Below are 22,328 nucleotides of genomic sequence, written 5' to 3' on the forward strand. Positions count from 1 at the left end.
CGATTGCGAGTGCAAATATAAGGCATTATTTCGTTTCGGCAAGCCCTTTTTGAAAAAAAACTTCAAAAAAATCGTGGACCAAAAAGAAAGAACCGAAAATTAAAATCGTATCCGCTTTGTTTGCAGATTCTTGCGCTTGTTTGAATGCTGTTAACGGAGAATTAAAAAAAAGTTTTTTTTCTATTCTCGAATCCACTTTTTCTTTCAAATCTTCGATCCGGATGCTTCTTGGATTGGAAAAAGGAGTGAAGTAAAAATGGGCGTTTTCCGGAAATTCCTTTAAAATGGCATCCAAATCCTTGTCGGAACTGGTGCCGTAGATGCAATGAAGTGCTCCTTTATTAATCTCCTGAATGGAATTGAACAAGGCATGGATCCCTTCGGCATTGTGTGCGCAGTCAACGATCGTTAACGGTTCCTGTGCGATTACTTCCATACGACCGAAGAAACCGGTATTTTTTTTCAGGTTCTGAATTCCTTTTTCACGTGTGGATTGATCAACCGTAAAACCAAGTGTTTCCAGGTAATCACAAACTGCCGATACGATCCCGTAATTTCCGACCTGATAACCGATGATTTCTTTCGGTAATGAAATGTTCGGTTCGGGAAGAATGATCTGCGATTCCATTTCTTTTGCCTTCGTTTCAAAAACAGGGAAAGTTTCGGAATCTTTTTCTCCCAATACGACCGGAGTTTGCTTTTTGATAATCCCGGCTTTTTCGTACGCTATTTTTGCGCGCGTATCACCCAATATGTTGACATGGTCGAGCCCGATGTTCGTAATCACGGAAATAAGCGGCTGAATGATGTTTGTGGCGTCTAATCTTCCGCCCAGACCAACTTCTGCAATGACTATCGAACAATTATTCTGACGAAAAAAGGCAAGCGCCATCATCCAGGTAATCTCAAAGAAGGAAGGTTGAATATTCCAGGAGTGATTTCTTACTTTTTCGCAAAATTCAATCACAAATTGTTCGTCTACCGGTTTGCCATTGATGCGGATCCGTTCCGTAAAGTCAAACAAGTGAGGAGAAGTGAACAGGCCGGTTTTTTCTCCGCTTTCCGTCAGGATGGATGCCAGCATATTCGATACGGAACCTTTTCCGTTTGTTCCGCCGACATGAATGAAGCGCATTTCTTTTTCAGGATTTCCGAAAAAAGCACTCAATTCTTCGATGTTTTTTAATCCGGGATTATAGGCTTGTGCTCCCAAATTGTGATAAGCCGGGAATTGTTGAAACAACCAGTCGATGGTTTCAGTATAGTTCATTTTAATTATTGTTGCGGCTTGAAATAATAGGTAATAGTACCTTCTTCAATGGGTTTTTCAGAATATTCGAAACGGGATTTTTTGGCATAGCTCAATGCCTGTTCCACGCAGCATGGATTGGCTCCATCGGGTGCAAGGGATTGCGTCCAGTAAACGTCACCGTTTGAATTAACCTTAACTTTTACAACGACTTTTTCGGTGATGGATCTGCCGCACATATAACCGGGAACTTTGATGTAATCCGGGTTGTTCTGAAGCGGTTTGCGTCCGTTTACATTCCATTCGGCAAGGTTTTTTCCACTTGTACCGGAATTTTCTCCCGCAGGCCTTCCGGTACCGCCATCCTGTTTTTGCTGCTGTCTTTTTTTCTCTTCACGTTCTCTTTTGCGCTTATCCATTTCTTTCTGGATTTTTTCGCGCTCAGCTGCCCCGCCTGTGAGTTCGAATTGCTTTTTTTCGAAGTCCAGAACAGATTCTTCCGTTGTTTGGGGTTTGGATTGTTCCGGCTGGGATTTCGGTTTGGAAGAAGCTTCCGTCGTTTCCGGACGATCCTCACGAATTTCCCCGCCTTCTTTCGCTTCCGGAAGCCCGTCACCGTTTTCACCCTCGTAATTGAATTGTTTGGGTGGTGTTTCTTTTACATTCTGATTATTTAAACTGAACTGTGTTGTATCGGAAACTTCGCTGAAAGACATTTCATTTAAACCCTCGTAGTTATCGATGATCGTTTTGGTGTAAATCGAACCTATTCCCAAAGCAACAGAACCCAGAAGAACATACATCATTATGACCGGCTGGCGGGTTCTTGTCTGGTAAGCGCCGTAACGTTTATTCCGGTGTTCGAAAATAGTTTTGAAATTTTTCGCGTGAAATTCTTCCCATTCACTATTGTCTACATATTGGTAGAGTGAAAAAATAATAATGAGTATAAACAGAATATATACGAATAACATAAAACCTCTTAGTAAACCAACCTAAATCTACAAGTAAAAAACGAAGAAAACAGTTTTTTAAACGACTTTAACGAAAACTAATTGGCACTGATCCGGATAACGATTGCCTCCTTCACATTTCTGGATCCGGACACTTTGTTGAATCGTGCCTGTTCTTTTACGACGTTGATAACCTGGTTGATCAGAACCATGTCGTTTGTTGTGGAGCCATTCTTGATGAAAGTCGGTTTCCCGATGATTTCCCCGCTCGGATCTACCAAAACTGACAATACGATCTTACAGTTTTCGTCGGATTGAATGTTATTGGTATTCGGCTGCTGTACCAGGAACCGTCTGACATTTCCACCGCTACCGTCCCCACCTGAACCCGGGCCATTTCCGTTTCCGTCGTCATTCCCGATTCCGTGGCCATTTCCCGTTCCCGATCCGCCGCCGCTTCCGCCTGTCCCGAATGGATTATCGCTAACGTGCTGTGCGCTTGGGGGATTGTTGTTGGGTTTGGTGGTATTGGTGTGATTGGAACCGCCGGATTTTACATGCGAACTGCTGGAACTTTGTGTCAGCAATTCTTCCATTTGTTCCGGAGTATTTTCTGCTTTTTCTGCTTTCGTAGGAGTTCCGGAACCTCCACCACCTGTACCGGTTGGCAATTGCTGGAGTTCAACAGGAACCAATTCCATTTCCATGTCCTTATACAATAATTGTTCGGGAAGCGGAGGGGTAGGAATGCGGTATCCCAGAAAATGAAGGATTGCCAACAAAAGCGCAAATGCAGATATTGCAATGATTCCTGCAACCTTGCGATCTTTGATCTCTTCAGCTTTTACTACTTCAAATGCAAATTCTTCCATGTTTTTCTTGTTGTTTTCCGGATTTGTATTTTAACTAAGTTACCACTCAATCGCGGAATCGTTCATTTTTTTAATGACTTTTAGCAAAGCTAGTTCGCTGTAATACGAATCGCAATGACCTCTTTCGTGTTTCTAGTTCCTTTTATTTTATTAAACTGCGCCTGGCTCTTTACTACATAAATCACCTGGTTGATTAAAACCATATCATTTGTAGTGGAATTTCCTTTGGTAAAGACCGGGCTTCCTACAACATTTCCATCCGGATCAACCAAAACCGAAAGAACGATCTTACAGTTTTCATCCGACTGAATGGAATTTGTGTTGGGTTGAGTAATGAGGTAGCGCTTGACTTTTTCTGCCGGTTTTGAATCTTCGTTTTGTGTATCCCAAATACCGTTTGTGCGATAATCGCGGTGAGTTCCATCATTTATTCCTCCCGTTCCGAACGGATTGTCACTCACATGCTTTGCACTTGATGGATTATTATTCGGGACATTCGTATTCGTGATAGTGGAATTTCCCGATGTGACGTGTGCAGAACTGTTTGCTGCAGTCAGTATTCGTTCCGTTTGTAAAGGAGTTATTTCCGTTTTGCTGGCCTTTGCCGGAGTTCCCGATTGGCTTCCCTGGCGCACCTGTTCCAAAATTTGCGGATCGAGCGGAATGAAAGCCATTTCTTTGTATGCCGCAGGTTTGGAAAGCGGCGGATTCGAAATATGATATCCGATGAAATAAAGCAGGGCTAGTAATAAACCAAAAGCCGTGAATGCTACGATTCCGGCTATTTTGCGATCTTTTAACCGGATCGCTTTCTCTGTTTCAACACTGAAGTCCATAATTCCTGGTTTTTAACTGACTATCCGGCTTTGGTAGCAATTACAAACTTCAATTGGTGTTTCAATCCAAGCTGCAATAAGTCTATCAATTCCTGAACATCCAGGTCATACGCAGGACGAAGCACTACGGTTTCATCTTTTCGCAATTTTGTTTCCTGTAATAAGCGTACTTCCAGATCCTGTGGCGCTACTTCGTCTTTATCCAGGTAATACTTTTTATCACTGGTTACAGTCAAAGTCAGATGTGATCCCACTTTCGTATCCGTTTCTTTTGCATCCGGCAGCGGAACTTTGATCACGTTCGGGTTTGCCAATGTTGAGATAATGAGGAAGAACAAAAGCAAGAAGAACATGATATCACTCATGGAGGAGGATTCTACTCCCGCATGAAAGCGTTTTTTGCGTTTTATTGCCATTTTCCGGGACGTTGAATGATATTAATAAATCCTAAGTTCGTTGACTGGATTTTCAGGGCATAGCTGTCGATCATCGCATTCAGGATGTGATATGCGGAGTAGGCAATGATACCTACGACCAATCCGGCACCGGAACTAATCATTTTTTCATATAAACCACCGGAGATGTTACCGATACTTACGTTTTCAGAAATGGAAATGTTGTAGAAGATCTTAATTACCCCCGCAATGGTACCGATGAACCCGAAAGTTGGAGCGATACCCGCAACCAATCCTAGCGTTCCCATTCCTTTTTCCATTTTACCGATCTCGATATTGGCAACCTTATCCATATTGGACTCGATCTCGGAAACCGGCCTTCCGATTGTTTGGATACCTTCTGCAACAACAGAACCGTAAGCACTTTGGTCGCGCTGCACGGTATTCAATGCATCCTGGATATTTCCTTTCTCCAAATTCATCCGGATATCATTCAACAAATTGGAATTGTATACAGACATGCGTTTGATGTAGCGGTAGCGCTCAATCACCACATACAGGGTGTAGAACAACAAAATGATGATGGGAATGATGAACACACCACCTTTCATTACGAACTCCAATGCCGTGATTTTTTCACCTGCTTTTGCTGCTTTTTCTTCAGCCTCCGGTACGCTGTCTTTAACGATTTGCGCCAAGCTCAACAACGGAGTTGCCAAGAATAAAATGGTAAATATTGCTGCTTTTCTCATCTGGTTTATAAATGAATACATGAATCAATTTCCAAAAATACGCCCCATTAACAGATGATTTTCCCTTCTTTTAAAGAGATATTCACAGTATTTTGTTTATAGGAGTGGGGATTTTGTGATTCGCGTGTATACTTAGAATAAGCAGTGTAAGCGGATTTGGTTACAAGGTCGGAGATAGTTTTGTGGAATAGAATTCCGGAACCTTATGTTGCTTGTTGAAGTTCGTTAAAACGCGAATTCTAGTTTTGTCGGACCAGGGGCCGGTTATTTTTTTTGCGATCCCGGAAACTGATTCGCAACCAGGTATAACCGATCATTCCTGCTATCAGGGATGAAACCAATATGGCAAATTTGGAATTGGTGACAATTTCCGGATCTGTAAATGCAAGAATGGTCACGAAAATAGACATGGTGAAACCGATTCCGCCCAATATTCCAACGCCAAACAACTGGTTCCAGGTAGTTCCTTTTGGTTTTTCGGCAAATTTGAAACGAATGGACAACCAGGTGAATAGAAAAATCCCGATTGGTTTGCCGATTACCAGTCCTGAAATGATTCCAAGGCTGACAGGCTCAAACAACGCAGTATTCCAATCCGGGCTAATGGGAACAGCTGTGTTTACCAACGCAAACAGCGGAAGAATAATAAACGGAACAGGGTAGTGTAAAGCTTGTTGCAAGCGGTTTGCCGGTGATTTTGAATGGGAGTTGCTGAAAGAAGGAATGGTAAATGCGAGTAAAACTCCTGAAATAGTTGCGTGAATCCCTGAATGAAGCATAAAATACCACATGGCGATTCCCAAAGGAAGGTAGATCCAAAGCGAGCGTACTTTTAGTTTGTTGAGGATTACTAACCCGATGAAGATTCCGATCGCTATTCCGAAGTTCAGCCAGAAGATGGTTTTGGTGTAAAAAACTCCAATCACCACGATTGCCCCGAGGTCATCGATTACAGCCAGTGCTGTGAGGAAAACTTTGATGGAAAGCGGGACTTTATTTCCCAACAGGGAAAGAGCTCCCAGGGCAAAGGCAATATCTGTGGCCATCGGAATACCGAAACCGGAAACAGTGGATTTGCCCCAATTCAGGATTACAAAAATCCCTGCAGGCACCAGCATTCCTCCAACTGCGCTGAAAATGGGCAGTGTAGCTTTTTTCACGGAAGAAAGTTCCCCGGCCGTGAATTCATGCTTGAGCTCCAGTCCGACCAGGAGGAAGAAGACAGCCATGAAGCCGTCGTTGACCCAATGTTCGATTTTCAAGCCGGCAATCGGAGTTTCCCAAAATTCGATGTAGGAATGCTGAACGGAAGAATTGGCTAAAATGAGTGACAAAATGGTAAATGCAATCAGCGTTAAACCACTTGATTTTTCACTTTCAAAAAACTTTTTGAAGATACTACTGCTGTCTGGCTTTCGTTTAGTCATAAAGTCTGTTAGAAGTCCAAAAGTTTAAAACAGTTCAAAGGGTTCAAATTTTGAACATTTAAACGTTTTGAACGCTTTAACAATCAGTTGGTCTAGACCAACTGATTCAAGGCGATTTCGAAAGCAGCTTTTGCAATTCCCGTTTTGGTTGGATTTTTTGCATGCGCTTTTTTCAATGCATCACCGATAATAGTACTCGTATCTTCGAAAATTCCTTTATCCGTCAGTTCTTTCAGGTCGTTGCTCATCAAATAAGCAAACACACGTGCCATTCCGCAGTTCGAAATGAAATCCGGGATCACGGAAATATGATTGTCTGCGTAATCAGCAATTGGTCCGAAGAAAATCTCTTTGTCTGCGAACGGAACATTTGCCCCTGCAGCAATCACCTGCACTCCTGATTTGATCATGCGTTCTACCTGTTCCTGTGTAATTAAACGGGAAGCAGCACATGGAATAAATACATCTGCGCGGATATCCCAGATTTTTGCATTAATCTCGTCAAATGATTTCAAATCCGGGTGTACGATCTCGTTTCCTTTTTTAGTCAGGAACAATTCTTTGATCTCTTCAAATGTGAATCCGTTTTCGTTGATCAAACCACCTACACGGTCAATGATTCCTACAATCTTAGCTCCGGATTGCGCCAGGTAATATGCTCCTGCCGAAGCCACATTTCCCCAACCCTGAACGATCACTTTCTTGTCTTTCAGGTCACCGCCCCAAATGTCGTAGTAATGAGCAACCGATTGAGCTACACCATATCCAGTGATCATATCGGCAACTACGTATTTCTTTTCTACGCTCGGGCTGTATTGTTTGTCTTCGATCACTTTCAAAACACCTTGTCTCAACTGACCGATACGATTGATTTTTTGAGCTTCTCTCGGTTGGAAGTGTCCGTTGAAAACACCTTCCTGCGGATGCCAGATCCCGCAATCTTCCGTAATCGGAATCACTTCGTGGATTTCGTCCACGTTCAAATCACCACCTGTTCCGTAATAATGTTTCAAAAGCGGGGTAACGGCAGCGTACCAGCGTCTCAAAACGCCTTCTTTACGCGGATCCTTCGGGTCAAAGTTAATTCCGGATTTCGCTCCGCCGATCGGAGGCCCTGCAACGGTGAATTTTACTTCCATCGTTTTTGCAAGACTTTCTACTTCACGTTTGTCCAAACCTACACGCATACGGGTACCACCTCCGGCAGCTCCGCCACGTAAAGAATTAATAACTACCCATCCTTCTGCTTCAGTTTCAGCATCTTTCCACTCGAAAACGATTTCCGGGCGCTTATTTTCAAACTTGTGAAGTAAATCTTTCATATTAACTTATTCGTTGGATCATTCAAATATTGAGGTGTAAAAGTAGGCATTATTGCTCTTTCAGCATGAGAAAACAGCTGAATTATCCGGTATTATTTGCGTGTAACCCGAATCCTAAGGCAAATGATGAACCCCGCCGATCACATTTTTGGATGCCCCGGTAACGCTGGAAATACAATTCGGTTCCTGGTTCAGATTGAGTGCTCCCAACAGGCCGAAAATCAAAGCTTCCTTATAATCAATCAGTTCACGGTCAACCGGAATGATCTCACCAGTATAATAACGTTTCAGTCGTTCGATTAAAAAAGTATTTTTTGCACCTCCGCCGGTAATCATGACGCGCTTAAGTTCTTTTTGGGTACAAATCTCCCCGATTTGGATCGCGATGTGTTCAACAACCGTCGCCAGGTTATTTTCAATGTCCTTGTCGAATTTGAGAAGCGGGTAGAAGTGTTGCTCCAGCCATTCCGTACCCAAGGATTTCGGTCCTTCTTCTTTGTAATATTCCAGGCTGTTCAATAAATCCAGCAGGAAATAGTTCAATTCACCTGCGCGGGCCAGATCCCCGTTTTTATCGTATTCCAGGTTTTTGGAACGTGCCAGTTTATTCATCGGAAGATTGGCCGGGCAAATATCGTAAGCCTGTACAATTCCTTTTTCCTCAAAGCTGATGTTGGCAAATCCGCCGATATTGATAAATCCGTCTGCCTTTGATCCGAATAAGTACTGATCGCCGATTGGTACCAAAGGAGCTCCCTGTCCGCCGTAAAGCACGTCTTTTGTCCGGAAATCCCCGATTGTCCGGATCCCGGTTTTCACGGCAATTACTGCCGGATTACCGATTTGTGTGGTAAACCCGCGTAACGGCTGGTGGAAAATCGTTTGTCCGTGCGAAGCAATTGCGTCCACTTCTTCCTTTGGGATGTTATTTTCCGACAGGAACTGGTTGATGCAGGAAGAGAAGAAAATTCCCAAATCGTGGTCCAGGGTCATCAATTGAGAACCCGATAACTTACTGGCTTCGTGCAAGCTGGAAAGCAGGATTTCCGGGAATTGAAAAGTGTGAGATGCATGGATTGTAAACTCCCAATTCTTGTCAGAAACCTTCGTATATGTTGCGTAAGTGACATCGACTCCATCCAGTGAAGTGCCTGACATTAAGCCGATTATTTTGAATGAATTCATAAAAGACGAAAATTAAGTTTTTATCGGTACATTTGTCTCCTGAACAAATATAAAATAAACTGCGATACAGATGAATTTCGAATTGACAGAAGAACAAAAAGCAGTAAAAGAAGCTGCGCGTGATTTCGCTCAAAACGTTTTAAAACCTGGGGTAATAGATCGTGACAGAGATCAGAAATTTCCCGTTGAAGAAATGAAACAACTTGGTGAACTAGGATTCTTAGGAATGATGGTTGATCCGAAATATGGAGGTGGAGGTATGGACACCATGTCCTACGTGTTGGCAATGGAAGAAATTTCCAAAGTAGATGCATCCACTTCAGTTTGTATGTCAGTAAACAATTCCCTGGTTTGTTGGGGATTGGAAAAATTCGGTAACGAAGAGCAAAAGGAGAAATTCCTGGTTCCACTTGCAAAAGGAGAGAAAATCGGAGCATTTTGTTTGTCTGAGCCTGAAGCTGGTTCTGATGCTACATCTCAGCGTACAACAGCTGTTGATATGGGAGATTATTACCTGTTAAACGGAACGAAAAACTGGATCACGAACGGTTCAACGGCTTCTACTTACATCGTAATTGCTCAAACGAATCCTGAATTGGGTCACAGAGGGATCAATGCCCTGATCGTGGAAAGAGGGATGGAAGGTTTCATCGTCGGAGCGAAAGAAGATAAATTGGGAATCCGCGGAAGTGATACGCATACTTTGTTGTTCAACGACGTAAAAGTTCCGAAAGCAAACCGTATCGGTGAGGATGGATTCGGTTTCAAATTCGCGATGAAAACACTTTCCGGAGGTCGTATCGGGATTGCTGCCCAGGCTTTGGGAATTGCTGCCGGAGCATTTGAATTGGCTTCTGCTTATTCCAAAGAACGTAAAGCGTTCGGAAAAGAGATCTACAAACACCAGGCAATTGCATTTAAGATCGCTGACATGGCTACGGAAATTGAAGCTGCACGTTTGTTGGTTTACCGCGCTGCTGCTGATAAAGATGCAGGAAGAAACTTTGACCAGTCTTCTGCAATGGCGAAATTATATGCTTCCAAAGTAGCAATGGAACAAACAGTTGAGGCTGTTCAGATCCACGGAGGTTACGGATACGTAAAAGAGTACCACGTTGAGCGTTTGATGCGTGATGCGAAGATTACTCAGATTTACGAAGGAACTTCTGAAGTACAAAAGATCGTTATTTCAAGAAATATTTTGGCTGATTAATAATCAATCATAAGAAATCAAAAGGGCGGAAATTCTCCGCCCTTTTTTTGTGCCAATTATTTTAATGGTTGATTTACAAATATGGTATCACCTTCTCCAGAGAAATTCCTCTCGATCCTTTTAAAAGAATCAACAGGTCTGAAGGTGGGTTTTGTGTGAAATGTTCGATCAACGGATCCGTTGATTTCAAAAAGATGGCATTCGGATGCATACCCTTGAACTTCAAAAATTCTTCTCCGATAAAAAATCCGCTCAGGCGCAGGTCGATGGTTTGCTGAATCACTTCTTCGTGAACCATCGGAGCATCGGCACCCATTTCGCGCATATCGCCCAATATGAAGATCTTCGCATGGTTGTCGATTTTCGCAAAGCTGGATAGGGCAGAGCGCATGCTGGTCGGATTGGCATTGTAACAATCTACGATCAAGGTGTTTTTATCCGTTTTAGTCACCTGAGAACGGTTGTTGGTAGGTTCGTACCCGGAAATCGCCTGGTTGCAGTTTTCAGGGCTGATCCCGAAGAACCGGCCGATCCGGATTGCTGCCAGGAAGTTGATGAAATTGTATTCTCCAACCAGGTTGGTTTGAATAGCCGGACTTTTATAATCCGGTTCGAACCATTCCATTTCCACCAAAGGAGTCAATCTCAGTAGTGAGCCTCCCAATTCCGAATCATCGTTGTAGAAATGGTTCTGTGTTGTAGCCGGAAGTTTTCCGGTAATTGTTTCGTCTTGTTTATTTGCAAAAAGATGTCCTTTCGTTTGAGCCAGGAAATCGAATAATTCCGTTTTGGTTTTGATAACGCCCTCCAGAGATTTGAATCCTTCGAGGTGAGCTCTTCCGATATTGGTAATAATCCCATGGGTAGGCAAGGCAATTTCCACCAGTTCTTTGATATCCCCGGGTTTATTTGCTCCCATTTCGATAACAGCGATCTCGTGCGTTTCATTGAGCTGTAAAAGCGTTAAGGGCACTCCAATGTGATTGTTGAAATTTCCCTGCGTAAAATGAACGCGGTATTGGGTTGCCAAAACAGTTGATATAAGCTCTTTGGAAGTTGTTTTTCCATTGCTTCCGGTAATTCCGATTACAGGGATCTGAAATTGGTTCCTGTGATGTCTTGCCAGGTTTTGAAGGGCGAGCAGGACATCGTCTACCAGGACCGTTTTTCCTTCTGTGTGGTATTCCGGATTATCAACTACTGCTGCAATTGCTCCAAGCCTGATAGCTTCTTCTGCAAAGGTGTTCCCGTCGAAATTGGCTCCTTTCAAACAAAAGAACAAACACCCTTTTTGGATTTTACGTGTGTCGGTTTCTACACCGGTACTGGATTTAAATAAGGTATAAAGTGTTTCCATAATGCATAAAAAACCCTGACGTTCTTTTGGAAGCCAGGGTTTCTGATAATCAATAACTATTATTTTTTCTTTTGTTTCTTTTTACCGTAGTTGTGACCAACCGGGCTTCCTACACGATCCATCGCACAACGGAATCCGATAGTACAAGTTGACTGAGCTTCGTCAAGGAATCTTCTTGATCCTGCGTTCAACCAGTATGCACGATCTCTCCAGGAACCACCTTTGTAAACTCTTGATTTATCAGAGATCAAAGTTGTTGGCCAGGAAGTTCTGTCTTCCGGTTTGATTGGCGTACCATTCAAATCGTAAGTCTCGTATTCGTTCTGGTACATGATCAGGTGCGGATCACGAGTTGCTTCGTTGATACCGTTTTTGCGATCATCGTTGTCGTAGTAAATAGAGCTTTCGATATCACCGTCCAAATAATCGATGTAGTCATCTTTACGGTAGTTCAAACGTCCGATATTTTCTTCTTCCGTTACATTTCTGTACTTCAGTTTACCCGGAGTACCGATAATGAACTGGTTGAATCCTTCACGCAACATCGGGATGATTTCGAATGAATATTCTTCATCTCTACCTTGTCTTGTTCTTTCAGCGAAGATTCCTTCAAAGATCTCATCCTGAACGATAGAAGAAGCTTCGATATCGTATTTCTCGTTCTTATCCTGGATCGCTCTGTCTAAGACCGCATTGATTTCTGCGATCAAAGCTAATTCGATTGAATCCTTTTTCTTTCCGTGAGAAACGTAGTATGGATCAGGAGCTGCTCCGCGTTTTGTACGGTATTCAGCTTTGTTGTGCATTTGCGTACCTCCAGGGATGATAGAATCGTTCGGATCGTGGTTTGCTGCAGATACACGCTGGTAACGTACACGTTCGAATGCATTCAGGTATTCTTTCATACCGTGAACATCATACATTACCTGCTGATCTTTTTGCTCAACCGCTCCATCGTTGTTCAATACTTTCGTTTGGAATACGTTTCCACGGAAAGGACGGAACTCATCGAAATCTTCCGAAGACAACGGACGGTAAACATCCATTACCCACTCTGAAACGTTACCGGCCATGTGGTATAAACCATAGTCATTCGGCCAGAAAGATTCAACCGGAGCAGTTACGTCAGCCCCATCGTTCAAACGACCTGCAACCCCCATGTAATCCCCTTTTCCTCTTACGAAGTTAGCTCGGATAGCACCTGTGAATTCTTTATTGTCCTGACGAACGAAGTGACCGTTCCAAGGGTATTGACGACGCTCTGTGATTACTTCAGTACCTTCTGAAAGGTTCCCGATCAATCCGATTGCTGCATATTCCCATTCAGCTTCAGTTGGGAGACGGTATCTCGGAAGAAGGATTCCATCTTCCAAACGTACGATACGCTCGCCTAATTTTTTACCATCTCTGTGAGTTGGATCTGTATCTTTTAATTTTCTTCCTCCAAGCTCTTCGTCCTGCTCAAACTGACCTACCAAATAAGCATCCGTGTTGAATGTTTCCGCATCTGCTGCATCGATATCCCATCCAAGAACTCCTTCGCGGATCAAAATATACTCATTCACACGGTCTGTACGCCATTTACAGAAGTCTGTTGCCTGCAACCAGGAAACACCAACTACCGGGTAATCTCTGTAGGCAGGGTGACGTAAGTAGTAATCTACATACTTATCCATGAATGCCAGAGGGCTTCTCCATGCAAGTGTATCCGGCAAAGCGTTGCGGTACACCATGTTGTACTTCTCGTAAGATCTTTTAATCCAGTACAAATATTCCAGCCAGTGGAAATTTGTTACTTCTGTCTGATCCATGTAGAAGGAAGAAACGGTAACACGGGCAGGACGGTTGTTATAGTCGAACATAACATCTTGTTCAACCATACCCATCGTAAATGTACCACCTTCAACGAGGATTAATCCGGGACCAGTTTCCTGATCTACAAACGGAACTTTTTGAAAGCCTCCATGTTGTACATTGTTGTAGTCCCATCCTGTTGATGAGGAGGAATCTCGACTACACGAAGCTATTGCAACACCTGCAACCGCTAAGATAAATAAACGCAACATTTTCATATGCTTGGTTTGTTTTTTCATTTTTTGGGACACCAAAGTTAAGTTTATAAACGGATTATCAACAAAAGGTTACAAAAAATATTTAGAATGACGGACAAGAGATTGTTTTGAATGTTTTCACCGGACCTTTACACTTGGTATAGATTCCTAATGAAACTTCGTGCGAACCACCTGAAACGCCATTGTTTAATCGTGAAACGGTAACGTCATAGCTGTAGCCGATCTTGAAAGAAGGAGTTGTTACACCGATCGTAAGGATGAACGCGTCTCTGTTTCTGAACCATGCTCCCGCATTGAATGCACCATACTTGATATACGTACCGATGTTGATTTCCTGGAAACCTTGCTGGTACTGGTATATGATGTTGGGCATAATGGAGGTTGTGTTGTTGTATTTTGATTTTCCTCCCAATGGAATTTCAGCTCCCATGTGTCCTGTGAAGCGCATAGGCATCGGTGAGTTACCAATGATTACGGACTCATTCGGCATGTTTAAGTGGTGAACCGCTCCTCCGAAGAAGAAATGTTTTGAATATCCTACGAAACCTGCGGAAGCATCAAAGAACCCTCTTGAACCTCCACGTTTTAAATCTCCTGTCTGGTAAATGAATCCTCTTCGCGGGTCGATCATATCCCCGAAAGTCAGTTTATCCCAATCCAGGAATTTTTGGTACCAGGCAGCGCGGGCTCCGAAAAGCATGGCGAATTTTCGATTTACCTTTAAGTGGTAAGAGTAAATCAAGCCTAACATAGATGTGTTAATCGTACCCTGACCTTGCATGTCATGAGTAGCCAGGACTCCGATCCCTCCTGAAATGTTTTTGAAGTACTGGTCATAGGATGCGCTGTAAGTCACATAGTTCCCAGAAAGACTGGGCCATTCGTTCCGATAATTCATCGCAAAACGAGCACATCCATGAGATCCGGCAAAAGCAGGGTTCAGGTACAAAGGGTTCGCGTAAAACTGCGTAAAAGTTGGATCTTGCGCATACAACTGGCACGCGCCAAAAAAGCATCCAACAAACGCTAATAGTTTAATATTTCTCATTCGGTTAAGAATATTTTTTCAAGCTAATTGTAGCATTGGTTCGCCAATGTTACGAAAAAAAAATACAATGGTTACAACTAAATCGCCGAAACACAAAAATAAAAAAAGAATTCATACGTTTGATTGAACATTCATCTAGTTTTCGAATTTTGTGCTATGAAAAACGACAAAACACAAGCAAGTTACATTTTTAACAATTATTACAAACTCCTTATTTTACTTTTACTTGGTCATTCATCTGTCGCTCAGGATGTTCCTGTGGAAATCCAATGGCAGCAACCGAAAGAATTGATGATTAATGGTGTTCAAATGATGGTTCCGTTCATTTCCGGAGGGGATTTTGAAAACCAACTTCCGATGCACTCCTTTCAGCAAAAGTTTAAATCCGGTAATTACCAGGTACTTGTGCTGGATATTCAAACCGAAGCAGTGAGCTCTTACGAGACCAATTACCTGAATACCATCAAAGACCTTGTTCCGGTATCTGCACAGATCGAAGCAAAGGTTTCCCGGGCACGAAACGAACAATTCCTGTTCTCCAAATGTATTCCCTATATCAAAACAGCTTCCGGATATCAGAAAATTACCGCCTATAAATTGCGAACAATTGCTGCCGGACCCGTTTCGAATTCAAATTATTTGAAAAGTTATGCATCCAATTCGGTACTTAACAGTGGGCTCTGGTACAAAATTTCCGTTCCGAATGACGGGATTTACCAATTGGATAAAGCATTTTTCAAAAGCATGGGAGTGGACGTGGATAACCTCGATCCGAATACCGTCAACTTATACGGAAATGCAGACGGGATCCTTTCCGAACTGAATAGTGACCCGTACCGCGACGATTTGAAAAAGAATTCCATCCAGTTTGTGGGAAATACCGATACTGCTTTTGCGGATGACGAATATTTTGTGTTCTTCGGCGCAGGACCCAATCGCTGGGATCGCGGCTCGGGAACGAATTACGACCGCAAAATGCATATTTACAGCGCGGTAAATACTTATTTCATTCACATTGATGCAGCAGATGCTCCGCTTCGCATTCAAAACCTGCCGCAATCACCTCTTCCTTCCACACAGACCGTTAACTCCTATACGTTTTATGATATTCACGAGAATGAACTGGTGAACCTGGTTCAGGGAGGTCAGCGCTGGTACGGAGAGCAATTCGATGCAAACCTCACGCAGTCCTTTAAGTTCAATATCCCGAATCTGGATGGAGCAACGCCTGTTCAGGTGACTTATGCAACGGCATCCAATGCGAGTTCGGGAGGAAACAGCTTCCAGGTAACTTACAACGGTTCACAGGTCGACAACCTGCCTCTGTATTCTGCCGGTTCGGATTATATGCGTACGCCGGGAAGTTTTACATTCAATGCTTCTTCCTCTCCGGAACTCGTTCTCACGTTGAACCGGGTGAATGCATCCGTAAGAGCATATCTGGATTATATCCAGCTGGTGGGAAGAAGAAGCCTGGTGTTTTTCGGAAATTCGATGCTCTTCCGGGATTTGAATTCCGTGGGTGTCGGAAATGTGAGCCTGTTCACTGTTTCCGGGGTGAATGCTGCACATAAAGTGTGGGATGTGACTTCAAAAACAAATCCCCGATTGATTGAAGGAACGCTGGCCGGAAATATTTTTTCATTCAAACAAGCTACGGATACTTTGAGAGAATTTTTGGTTTTTAATGAAAACAGTTATTCCCAACCAACGTTTATCAAGCAGGTGGATAACCAGGATTTACATGCTCTGGGCCAGTTTGATTACATCATTGTAAGCCCGAAACAATTTATGAACCAGGCGAATCGTCTGGGAGATTTGCACCAGGCAAATGGTTTGTCAACGCTTGTGGTAGATGTAGAAACTGTTTACAATGAGTTTTCTTCCGGGAATCAGGATGCAACAGCCATCCGCCGGTTTGTGAAAATGTTTTACGAACGTGCAGGAGGGAACGCGGCTTTGCAGCCAAAATACCTGTGCTTGTTCGGCGATGTAACATATGATCCGAAAAACCGCGTGGCAGGAAATAACTATATGATCCCGACTTATGAATACCTGAATTCCGAAAATCACATTTCTGCTTTGGTAACAGACGATTATTTCGGATTTATGGACAACAATGAGTCTATCAGCGGTACGGATTTGATGGATCTTGGTGTGGGACGTTTGTTGATTTCCAATGCCACACATGCACAGACGCAGGTCGACAAGATCGAGCATTACATGAAAAACGGGATCAATTCACCGATTGTTTCCAATGATCCGAACAGTTGTTGTATCGGGGAGGCGGCAAATATGTTCGGAGACTGGAGACAAGTTTATACGAATATTACGGATGATGAGGAAAGCGGAACATTTGTTACCACGGATGCAGAACCGGCGTTCCAGCAAGTTCAGTCGGAATCCAATGAAATGAATTGCGAGAAGATCTATTCGGATGCATATACACAGGTTTCTACAACGGGCGGACACCGTTATCCGGATGTGCTGAATGCCATTACGGACCGTGTTGAAAGAGGAAGTTTGATTACTAATTATATTGGCCACGGAGGAGAAGTCGGTGCAGCAGAAGAACGGATTATTACCATTCCGCAGGCAAATTCCTGGACAAACCTGAACCGTATGGGCTTATTCGTGACTTCAACCTGTGAGTTTACGAAATTCGATGATCCTTCGAGAGAGTCTATCGGGGAATTGATTTCCCTGAACCCGAAAGGAGGGTGTATCGCATTGATGACAACTACCAGATCGGTTTACATTTCAATCAATACCGTAGTGGTGGCAAGCTTTTTCTCACACGTGTTGGAGCGCGACGCCAATTTCGATGCACTGACATTCGGTGAGATCATGCGCCGCACGAAAAATACTTCCGGAGGACAGGATAACAGAAGATGTTTCAACCTGATCGGGGATCCGGCCTTGAAAATCTGCCTTCCGAAATGGCGAATCGTGACGGATTCGATCAATCACGTCTCTGTTTCAAACGGAGCCGACACAGTTCGTGCACTGACGAAAATGCATGTCGTAGGACATTTGGAAGATTACGGTGGAAATAAACTGACAGCCTTCAACGGGATTTTAGCTCCGACCATTTTCGATAAGCCGAAAAAAGTTCAGACACTTGCCAATGATCCGATAACTCCATCCAATCCGGACGGTTCGCCGATCATCACATTTACAACACAAAAGAACGCATTGTACAAAGGACGAGCAACCGTTACAAACGGAGATTTTAAGTTTGAGTTCATTGTGCCTAAGGATATCGACTTCAATTACGGAAGAGGGAAGATCAGTTATTACGCGGATGATAAAGTAGTCGATGCAGACGGTTGGGACACTACATTTATTGTGGGTGGCATCAACCCGAATCCGCCGGTGGATAATGTGGGCCCGGAACTGAAAATCTATTTGAACGACGATTCTTTCGTGAACGGAAGTATTTCAAGTGCCAATCCGTTGCTGGTTGTTGAGGCTTACGATGAATTCGGGATCAACACGGTAGGAAACGGGATCGGTCACGATATTACAGCTGTTCTGGACGGAAATACCGGCAGCCCGATCGTATTGAACGAGTACTACAAATCAAACCTGGACAGTTACCAGAACGGAAAGCTGCAGTATACGATGCGAAACCTGTCGGTTGGTTCGCACACACTGGACGTAAAGGTTTGGGACGTTAACAACAACTCAAGCACCGTTCGCCTGGATTTCACGGTAACGGAAGACCAGGATGTGCAACTGGACCACGTACTGAATTACCCGAATCCGTTTACAACCCATACGATGTTTATGTATGAGCACAATCAATCCTGTGCTTCTCTGGAAACCCAGATCAATATCTATACGGTTTCTGGCCGTTTGGTGAAAACGATCAATCAGCTGGTTCCAACCAACGGATTCCGTGTGGAAGGAATTTCCTGGGATGGAAAAGACGATTTCGGCGATCAGCTGGCAAAAGGAGTTTACGTATATCAATTAAAAGTCACCATGCCGGATGGAAAGAAGGCTCAAAAAATGGAAAAATTGGTTCTTTTAAGATAGTTGCACAATAAAAGTCCTAGTTTTGCGTATTTTTGTCACAATTAAAACTGAAAAGCATTCATGTTATCACATAAATTACTAGTAATTAATCTTTTTGTTGGTTTTTTCTCGTTCTCTCAAGGAGGACAAGGAGTTACTCAAAATGATATCCAGTTGAACACAATCACAACGGCCTTGCCTTTCCTGGGAATCAATCCTGATTCACGATCCGGGGCAATGGGTGATGCAGGAACAGCTTTAAGTCCGAATTCGTCCTCTACGATGTGGAATACAGCCATGCTTAATTTTGCCGAATCAAAATCGGAAATCGGTGTGAGCTATACTCCGTGGTTGAGACAGTTGACCAATGACATGCACCTTTCTTACCTTTCTGGTTATGCCAGAGTAGGAGAAAGACACGTAATCGGAGGTGCTTTGCGTTACTTCAGCTTGGGTGAAATTACATTTACAGACCAGGCAGGAAATTACATTCGTGAATTTAAACCGAATGAGTTCGAATTGACTTTGTCGTATGCATTTAAGCTTGCCGAAAAACACAGTATCGGTGTAAACGGAAAGTTTGCATACTCGAACCTGACAGGTGGTTTGGTAACTGCAGGAACGGAAACCAAGGCTGCAATTGCAGGTATCGCGGATATCTCTTATGCCTACAGAACGGAAGATATCGATTGGTTTAAAGTGCCGGGAGTTTATTCCCTGGGAGTAGTGATCGCAAACGTAGGTAATAAGGTTGCTTACTCTGCAAATGCACGAAGAGATTTCTTGCCTACGGCTTTAAGAATCGGGAACGCCTATACAGCTAAGATCGATAAATACAACAGTTTGACAGTAAGTGTGGACGTATCCAAATTATTGGTTCCGACTCCACCGGTTTACGCAACTATCAACGGAGAACAAACACTGATCTCAGGTAAAAACAACGATGTAGGTGTAATTGCGGGGATGATTCAGTCCTTTTACGATGCACCGGGAAGAGTTTTGAAAGACGACAACGGAGATCCGATTGATAACGGTGACGGAACTTACCAGGTGAAAAAAGGATCCAAGTTCGGAGAAGAAATGCGTGAAATCATGATCGGTTCCGGATTGGAATATTGGTACAACAACATCTTCGCTGTACGTGGAGGTTATTTCTACGAAAACATTTCAAAAGGAGGTCGTCAGTTCTTTACGATGGGTGTCGGATTCAAGTACAACATCTTCAGTTTTGACTTCTCATACCTGGCAGCAATGAAAAGAAACAACCCATTGGCAAACACGATGCGTTTCACGCTTCGCTTCACATTGGGTGACAAAGCAGATAAAACAGAGGCTAAACCTGAATAATGGATATTCGGATAGGTTTCGGAGTTGATGTTCATCGCCTGGAAGAAGGCCGCGAATTTTGGTTGGGAGGTTTAAAGCTCCCTTCTTCGTTTGGTGCCGTTGGGCATTCAGATGCGGATGTGCTCATTCATGCTATTTGCGATGCTTTATTGGGTGCTTTGAACCTGCGTGATATCGGGTTCCATTTTTCAGATACCGACCCGCAATACAAAGGAATCGATTCCAAAATTTTACTGAAGAATGTCATGGGCCTGATCAAAGAAAAGCAGTTTTCAGTGGTCAATATCGACACAACCGTGATTTTGGAAAAACCGAAAGTGAATCCGCACATTCCTGAAATGCAAGCCATTCTGGCCAAGCTGTTGGAAGTGGAAACTGATCGTGTTTCCATCAAGGCAACCACGCATGAAAAAGTAGATTCATTCGGTGCCGGGGAAGCCGTGAAAGCTTATGCCGTTTGTTTGGTGACGAAATAGTTCAAAAGTTCAAAAGTTCAAAAGTTCAAATGTTCAAATGTTCAAATGTTCAAATGTTCAAATTGAACTTTTTAAACCTTTGGAACTCTTTGAACAGTTTTAACTTTTTGAACCATCTAAGACCATATCATACCGGTGCATGCCTTCTCCATAGGAATTCTCAGTTATTTTCACCGTCCGGAATCCATACTTTTCAAAAAACGAATACGAAAACTGGGTGGTGTCCAGGATGACTTTCCTGCCGGGAAATAAGCGGTCGATCTCTTTCAATCGAAAACGGAGCAATTGTTCGCCGAATCCTTTTTTATGGTAATTACGGCGTACCATTCCCCAAACGAAGGTAATGGAATCAACCCCATCGATTCCTTTCTTTTCACCGATCCCTCCGCAGCCAATGGGTTTATTTTCCAGTTCCAGCACATAATAAGGTGGATTATCCGTCGCTTCCGGATCTCCGAGCTTCGTTAAAAAGCGCTCAAATTCATCCACTTCCTCCAGGGTAAAATATTTCGGAACATTTGTCCGGAAGATTTCCATGCAGGAGTCTTTGTCGGAATCCCGGTACGTTCTTATGTTTGCTGTTTGCTGGTTCATCACTGAAAATTCTTACCGCTAAATATAATTCTTTCCCTGTTCATAATTTCAAAACACAAGTAGACGTCACCTTCGGGAGACTTTGTATATTTGTTCTTCATAAGAATTCAGACATGAAAGTAAACCCCGCATACAACACGAAAGAAAGTTTATTGGAATTGTACAACAAGCCTTTGTTGGAACTTGTTTTTGAAGCAGCAACCATCCACCGTCAATACCATAACCCGAGAGAAGTACAGATGTCTTCCCTGTTGAGTATTAAAACAGGAGGATGCCCGGAAGATTGCGGATATTGTCCGCAGGCTGCACGTTATCATACCAATGTAGAAGCTCACAAGTTAATGACAGTTGAATCGGTGATCGAGCAGGCAAAAAATGCACAGGCAAACGGTTCTTCCCGTTTGTGTATGGGAGCAGCATGGAGAGAAGTGCGTGATAACAAGGATTTCGACAATGTAATTGAAATGGTTGCAGCAGTAAACGGACTGGGAATGGAAGTTTGTGCAACGCTTGGAATGATGAACGAAGACCAGGCTAAACGTTTGAAAAATGCCGGTTTGTTTGCATACAATCACAACCTGGATTCTTCCAAAGAGTTTTACGGAGACGTGATTTCTACCCGTGAATACGAAGATCGTTTGAATACGATCGACAATGCGAAAAAAGCCGGTTTGACGGTTTGTTCCGGGGGAATTATCGGGATGGGAGAAGCTGTTGAAGACCGTGTAGGTTTATTGATGAGCTACATGGAAATGGAAAATCCACCGGAGTCTATTCCGATCAATGCCCTGGTTGCAGTAGAAGGAACGCCGTTGGAAGACCAAAAACCAATCGAACAATGGGAAATGATCCGCATGGTGGCAACTACGCGTATCGCATTCCCGGAAGCAGTTGTGCGTTTATCCGCAGGAAGAACAAAAATGACGATGGAAGGTCAGGCTTTATGCTTCATGGCAGGAGCGGGATCTATTTTCGCAGGAGATAAGTTATTGACCACTCCGAATCCGGAGTTTAACGAAGACAAAGAGATGTTCGAAATTTTGGGATTGATCCCGAAAGAAGCATTCGCCGATGGTGAACAGCCGGTTTCGAAACCAGATCCGATCATCGAAGCAAGAAAAGAAAAAGAAGCGCAGCGTGCAAAAGAATTGGCGGAGGCAAAAATCGCATCAGCCGGATTTGTTCCGCGCAAAGTGACTGTTTCTTAAAT

The 22,328-nt window shown here is 43.3% G+C and carries 18 protein-coding genes; 5 read left to right on the forward strand and 13 right to left on the reverse strand.

Features of this window, described 5'->3' with window-relative positions:
• Positions 1–25: 25 nt before the first annotated feature.
• The 9 genes from ABDW02_RS15445 to ABDW02_RS15485 form a co-directional block, all read right to left on the reverse strand.
• On the reverse strand, positions 26–1,270 hold the full coding sequence (locus ABDW02_RS15445; protein ID WP_343636047.1) for a folylpolyglutamate synthase/dihydrofolate synthase family protein: 1,245 nt from the start codon (positions 1,268–1,270) through the stop codon (positions 26–28).
• A 5-nt stretch (positions 1,271–1,275) separates the two neighbouring features.
• Positions 1,276–2,223: a hypothetical protein gene (locus tag ABDW02_RS15450; RefSeq protein ID WP_343636049.1), complete on the reverse strand. Its 948-nt coding sequence runs from the start codon at positions 2,221–2,223 to the stop codon at positions 1,276–1,278.
• 77 nt (positions 2,224–2,300) lie between these two features.
• On the reverse strand, positions 2,301–3,074 hold the full coding sequence (locus ABDW02_RS15455; RefSeq protein WP_343636051.1) for a hypothetical protein: 774 nt from the start codon (positions 3,072–3,074) through the stop codon (positions 2,301–2,303).
• Positions 3,075–3,163: 89 nt separating this feature from the next.
• Entirely contained in the window at positions 3,164–3,910 is a 747-nt protein-coding gene (locus ABDW02_RS15460; protein WP_343636053.1) for a hypothetical protein, read from the reverse strand.
• A gap of 20 nt (positions 3,911–3,930) precedes the next feature.
• On the reverse strand, positions 3,931–4,326 hold the full coding sequence (locus ABDW02_RS15465) for a biopolymer transporter ExbD (protein WP_343636055.1): 396 nt from the start codon (positions 4,324–4,326) through the stop codon (positions 3,931–3,933).
• Positions 4,317–5,057, reverse strand: a complete 741-nt coding sequence (locus ABDW02_RS15470; RefSeq protein ID WP_343636057.1) for a MotA/TolQ/ExbB proton channel family protein — start codon at positions 5,055–5,057, stop codon at positions 4,317–4,319. Before ABDW02_RS15470 ends, ABDW02_RS15465 begins: the two co-directional genes overlap by 10 nt.
• Positions 5,058–5,296: 239 nt before the next feature.
• On the reverse strand, positions 5,297–6,484 hold the full coding sequence (gene nhaA, locus ABDW02_RS15475; RefSeq protein WP_343636059.1) for a Na+/H+ antiporter NhaA: 1,188 nt from the start codon (positions 6,482–6,484) through the stop codon (positions 5,297–5,299).
• A 92-nt stretch (positions 6,485–6,576) separates the two neighbouring features.
• Positions 6,577–7,806, reverse strand: a complete 1,230-nt coding sequence (locus tag ABDW02_RS15480; protein WP_343636061.1) for a Glu/Leu/Phe/Val dehydrogenase dimerization domain-containing protein — start codon at positions 7,804–7,806, stop codon at positions 6,577–6,579.
• A gap of 114 nt (positions 7,807–7,920) precedes the next feature.
• A complete protein-coding gene (locus ABDW02_RS15485) occupies positions 7,921–8,964 on the reverse strand; it encodes an anhydro-N-acetylmuramic acid kinase (RefSeq protein WP_343636063.1) in 1,044 nt (347 codons plus the stop codon).
• Positions 8,965–9,061: 97 nt separating this feature from the next.
• On the opposite strand from ABDW02_RS15485, the gene ABDW02_RS15490 reads away from it, so the two are divergent.
• Positions 9,062–10,204 carry an acyl-CoA dehydrogenase gene (locus ABDW02_RS15490; protein WP_343636065.1) on the forward strand — a complete coding sequence of 381 codons (1,143 nt, stop codon included), beginning with the start codon at positions 9,062–9,064 and terminating at the stop codon, positions 10,202–10,204.
• Positions 10,205–10,277: 73 nt separating this feature from the next.
• Here ABDW02_RS15490 and murF read toward each other — a convergent pair whose 3' ends face one another.
• The 3 genes from murF to ABDW02_RS15505 all read right to left on the reverse strand — a co-directional run bounded on the left by murF (position 10,278) and on the right by ABDW02_RS15505 (position 14,681).
• Positions 10,278–11,561, reverse strand: a complete 1,284-nt coding sequence (gene murF, locus ABDW02_RS15495) for a UDP-N-acetylmuramoyl-tripeptide--D-alanyl-D-alanine ligase (protein WP_343636067.1) — start codon at positions 11,559–11,561, stop codon at positions 10,278–10,280.
• Between the two features lie 59 nt (positions 11,562–11,620).
• Positions 11,621–13,654 (reverse strand): SUMF1/EgtB/PvdO family nonheme iron enzyme, encoded by a 2,034-nt coding sequence (locus tag ABDW02_RS15500; protein ID WP_343636069.1) that lies wholly within the window; start codon positions 13,652–13,654, stop codon positions 11,621–11,623.
• Positions 13,655–13,715: 61 nt separating this feature from the next.
• Positions 13,716–14,681 carry a type IX secretion system membrane protein PorP/SprF gene (locus tag ABDW02_RS15505; protein ID WP_343636071.1) on the reverse strand — a complete coding sequence of 322 codons (966 nt, stop codon included), beginning with the start codon at positions 14,679–14,681 and terminating at the stop codon, positions 13,716–13,718.
• 156 nt (positions 14,682–14,837) lie between these two features.
• On the opposite strand from ABDW02_RS15505, the gene porU reads away from it, so the two are divergent.
• From porU to ispF, 3 genes are read left to right on the forward strand one after another with little or no spacing between them, the layout of a single operon-like run.
• The gene (gene porU, locus ABDW02_RS15510; protein ID WP_343636073.1) at positions 14,838–18,722 is read left to right on the forward strand and encodes a type IX secretion system sortase PorU; all 3,885 of its coding nucleotides are present in this window, start codon (positions 14,838–14,840) and stop codon (positions 18,720–18,722) included.
• Between the two features lie 60 nt (positions 18,723–18,782).
• Positions 18,783–20,048 (forward strand): type IX secretion system outer membrane channel protein PorV, encoded by a 1,266-nt coding sequence (gene porV, locus ABDW02_RS15515; protein ID WP_343636075.1) that lies wholly within the window; start codon positions 18,783–18,785, stop codon positions 20,046–20,048.
• Positions 20,048–20,524, forward strand: a complete 477-nt coding sequence (ispF, locus tag ABDW02_RS15520) for a 2-C-methyl-D-erythritol 2,4-cyclodiphosphate synthase (RefSeq protein WP_343636077.1) — start codon at positions 20,048–20,050, stop codon at positions 20,522–20,524. The genes porV and ispF overlap by 1 nt, the downstream gene beginning before the upstream one ends.
• Positions 20,525–20,623: 99 nt before the next feature.
• On the opposite strand, the gene ABDW02_RS15525 is transcribed toward ispF, so the two are convergent.
• On the reverse strand, positions 20,624–21,118 hold the full coding sequence (locus ABDW02_RS15525; protein ID WP_343636079.1) for a GNAT family N-acetyltransferase: 495 nt from the start codon (positions 21,116–21,118) through the stop codon (positions 20,624–20,626).
• A 113-nt stretch (positions 21,119–21,231) separates the two neighbouring features.
• Here ABDW02_RS15525 and bioB point away from each other — a divergent pair, with 113 nt between their 5' ends.
• Positions 21,232–22,326 (forward strand): biotin synthase BioB, encoded by a 1,095-nt coding sequence (bioB, locus tag ABDW02_RS15530; RefSeq protein WP_343636081.1) that lies wholly within the window; start codon positions 21,232–21,234, stop codon positions 22,324–22,326.
• The last annotated feature ends 2 nt before the right edge of the window (positions 22,327–22,328 follow it).

This window comes from Fluviicola sp. (assembly GCF_039596395.1).
Lineage (GTDB): Bacteria > Bacteroidota > Bacteroidia > Flavobacteriales_D > Crocinitomicaceae > Fluviicola.

Excerpts from the sequence above, each read along its gene's own strand:
- ABDW02_RS15445 (WP_343636047.1), bottom strand. The coding sequence starts at position 1,270 with ATGAACTATACTGAAACCATCGACTGGTTGTTTCAACAATTCCCGGCT.
- ABDW02_RS15450 (WP_343636049.1), bottom strand. The coding sequence starts at position 2,223 with ATGTTATTCGTATATATTCTGTTTATACTCATTATTATTTTTTCACTC.
- ABDW02_RS15455 (WP_343636051.1), bottom strand. The coding sequence starts at position 3,074 with ATGGAAGAATTTGCATTTGAAGTAGTAAAAGCTGAAGAGATCAAAGAT.
- ABDW02_RS15460 (WP_343636053.1), bottom strand. The coding sequence starts at position 3,910 with ATGGACTTCAGTGTTGAAACAGAGAAAGCGATCCGGTTAAAAGATCGC.
- ABDW02_RS15465 (WP_343636055.1), bottom strand. The coding sequence starts at position 4,326 with ATGGCAATAAAACGCAAAAAACGCTTTCATGCGGGAGTAGAATCCTCC.
- ABDW02_RS15470 (WP_343636057.1), bottom strand. The coding sequence starts at position 5,057 with ATGAGAAAAGCAGCAATATTTACCATTTTATTCTTGGCAACTCCGTTG.
- nhaA (WP_343636059.1), bottom strand. The coding sequence starts at position 6,484 with ATGACTAAACGAAAGCCAGACAGCAGTAGTATCTTCAAAAAGTTTTTT.
- ABDW02_RS15480 (WP_343636061.1), bottom strand. The coding sequence starts at position 7,806 with ATGAAAGATTTACTTCACAAGTTTGAAAATAAGCGCCCGGAAATCGTT.
- ABDW02_RS15485 (WP_343636063.1), bottom strand. The coding sequence starts at position 8,964 with ATGTCAGGCACTTCACTGGATGGAGTCGATGTCACTTACGCAACATAT.
- ABDW02_RS15490 (WP_343636065.1), top strand. The coding sequence starts at position 9,062 with ATGAATTTCGAATTGACAGAAGAACAAAAAGCAGTAAAAGAAGCTGCG.
- murF (WP_343636067.1), bottom strand. The coding sequence starts at position 11,561 with ATGGAAACACTTTATACCTTATTTAAATCCAGTACCGGTGTAGAAACC.
- ABDW02_RS15500 (WP_343636069.1), bottom strand. The coding sequence starts at position 13,654 with ATGAAAAAACAAACCAAGCATATGAAAATGTTGCGTTTATTTATCTTA.
- ABDW02_RS15505 (WP_343636071.1), bottom strand. The coding sequence starts at position 14,681 with ATGAGAAATATTAAACTATTAGCGTTTGTTGGATGCTTTTTTGGCGCG.
- porU (WP_343636073.1), top strand. The coding sequence starts at position 14,838 with ATGAAAAACGACAAAACACAAGCAAGTTACATTTTTAACAATTATTAC.
- porV (WP_343636075.1), top strand. The coding sequence starts at position 18,783 with ATGTTATCACATAAATTACTAGTAATTAATCTTTTTGTTGGTTTTTTC.
- ispF (WP_343636077.1), top strand. The coding sequence starts at position 20,048 with ATGGATATTCGGATAGGTTTCGGAGTTGATGTTCATCGCCTGGAAGAA.
- ABDW02_RS15525 (WP_343636079.1), bottom strand. The coding sequence starts at position 21,118 with ATGAACCAGCAAACAGCAAACATAAGAACGTACCGGGATTCCGACAAA.
- bioB (WP_343636081.1), top strand. The coding sequence starts at position 21,232 with ATGAAAGTAAACCCCGCATACAACACGAAAGAAAGTTTATTGGAATTG.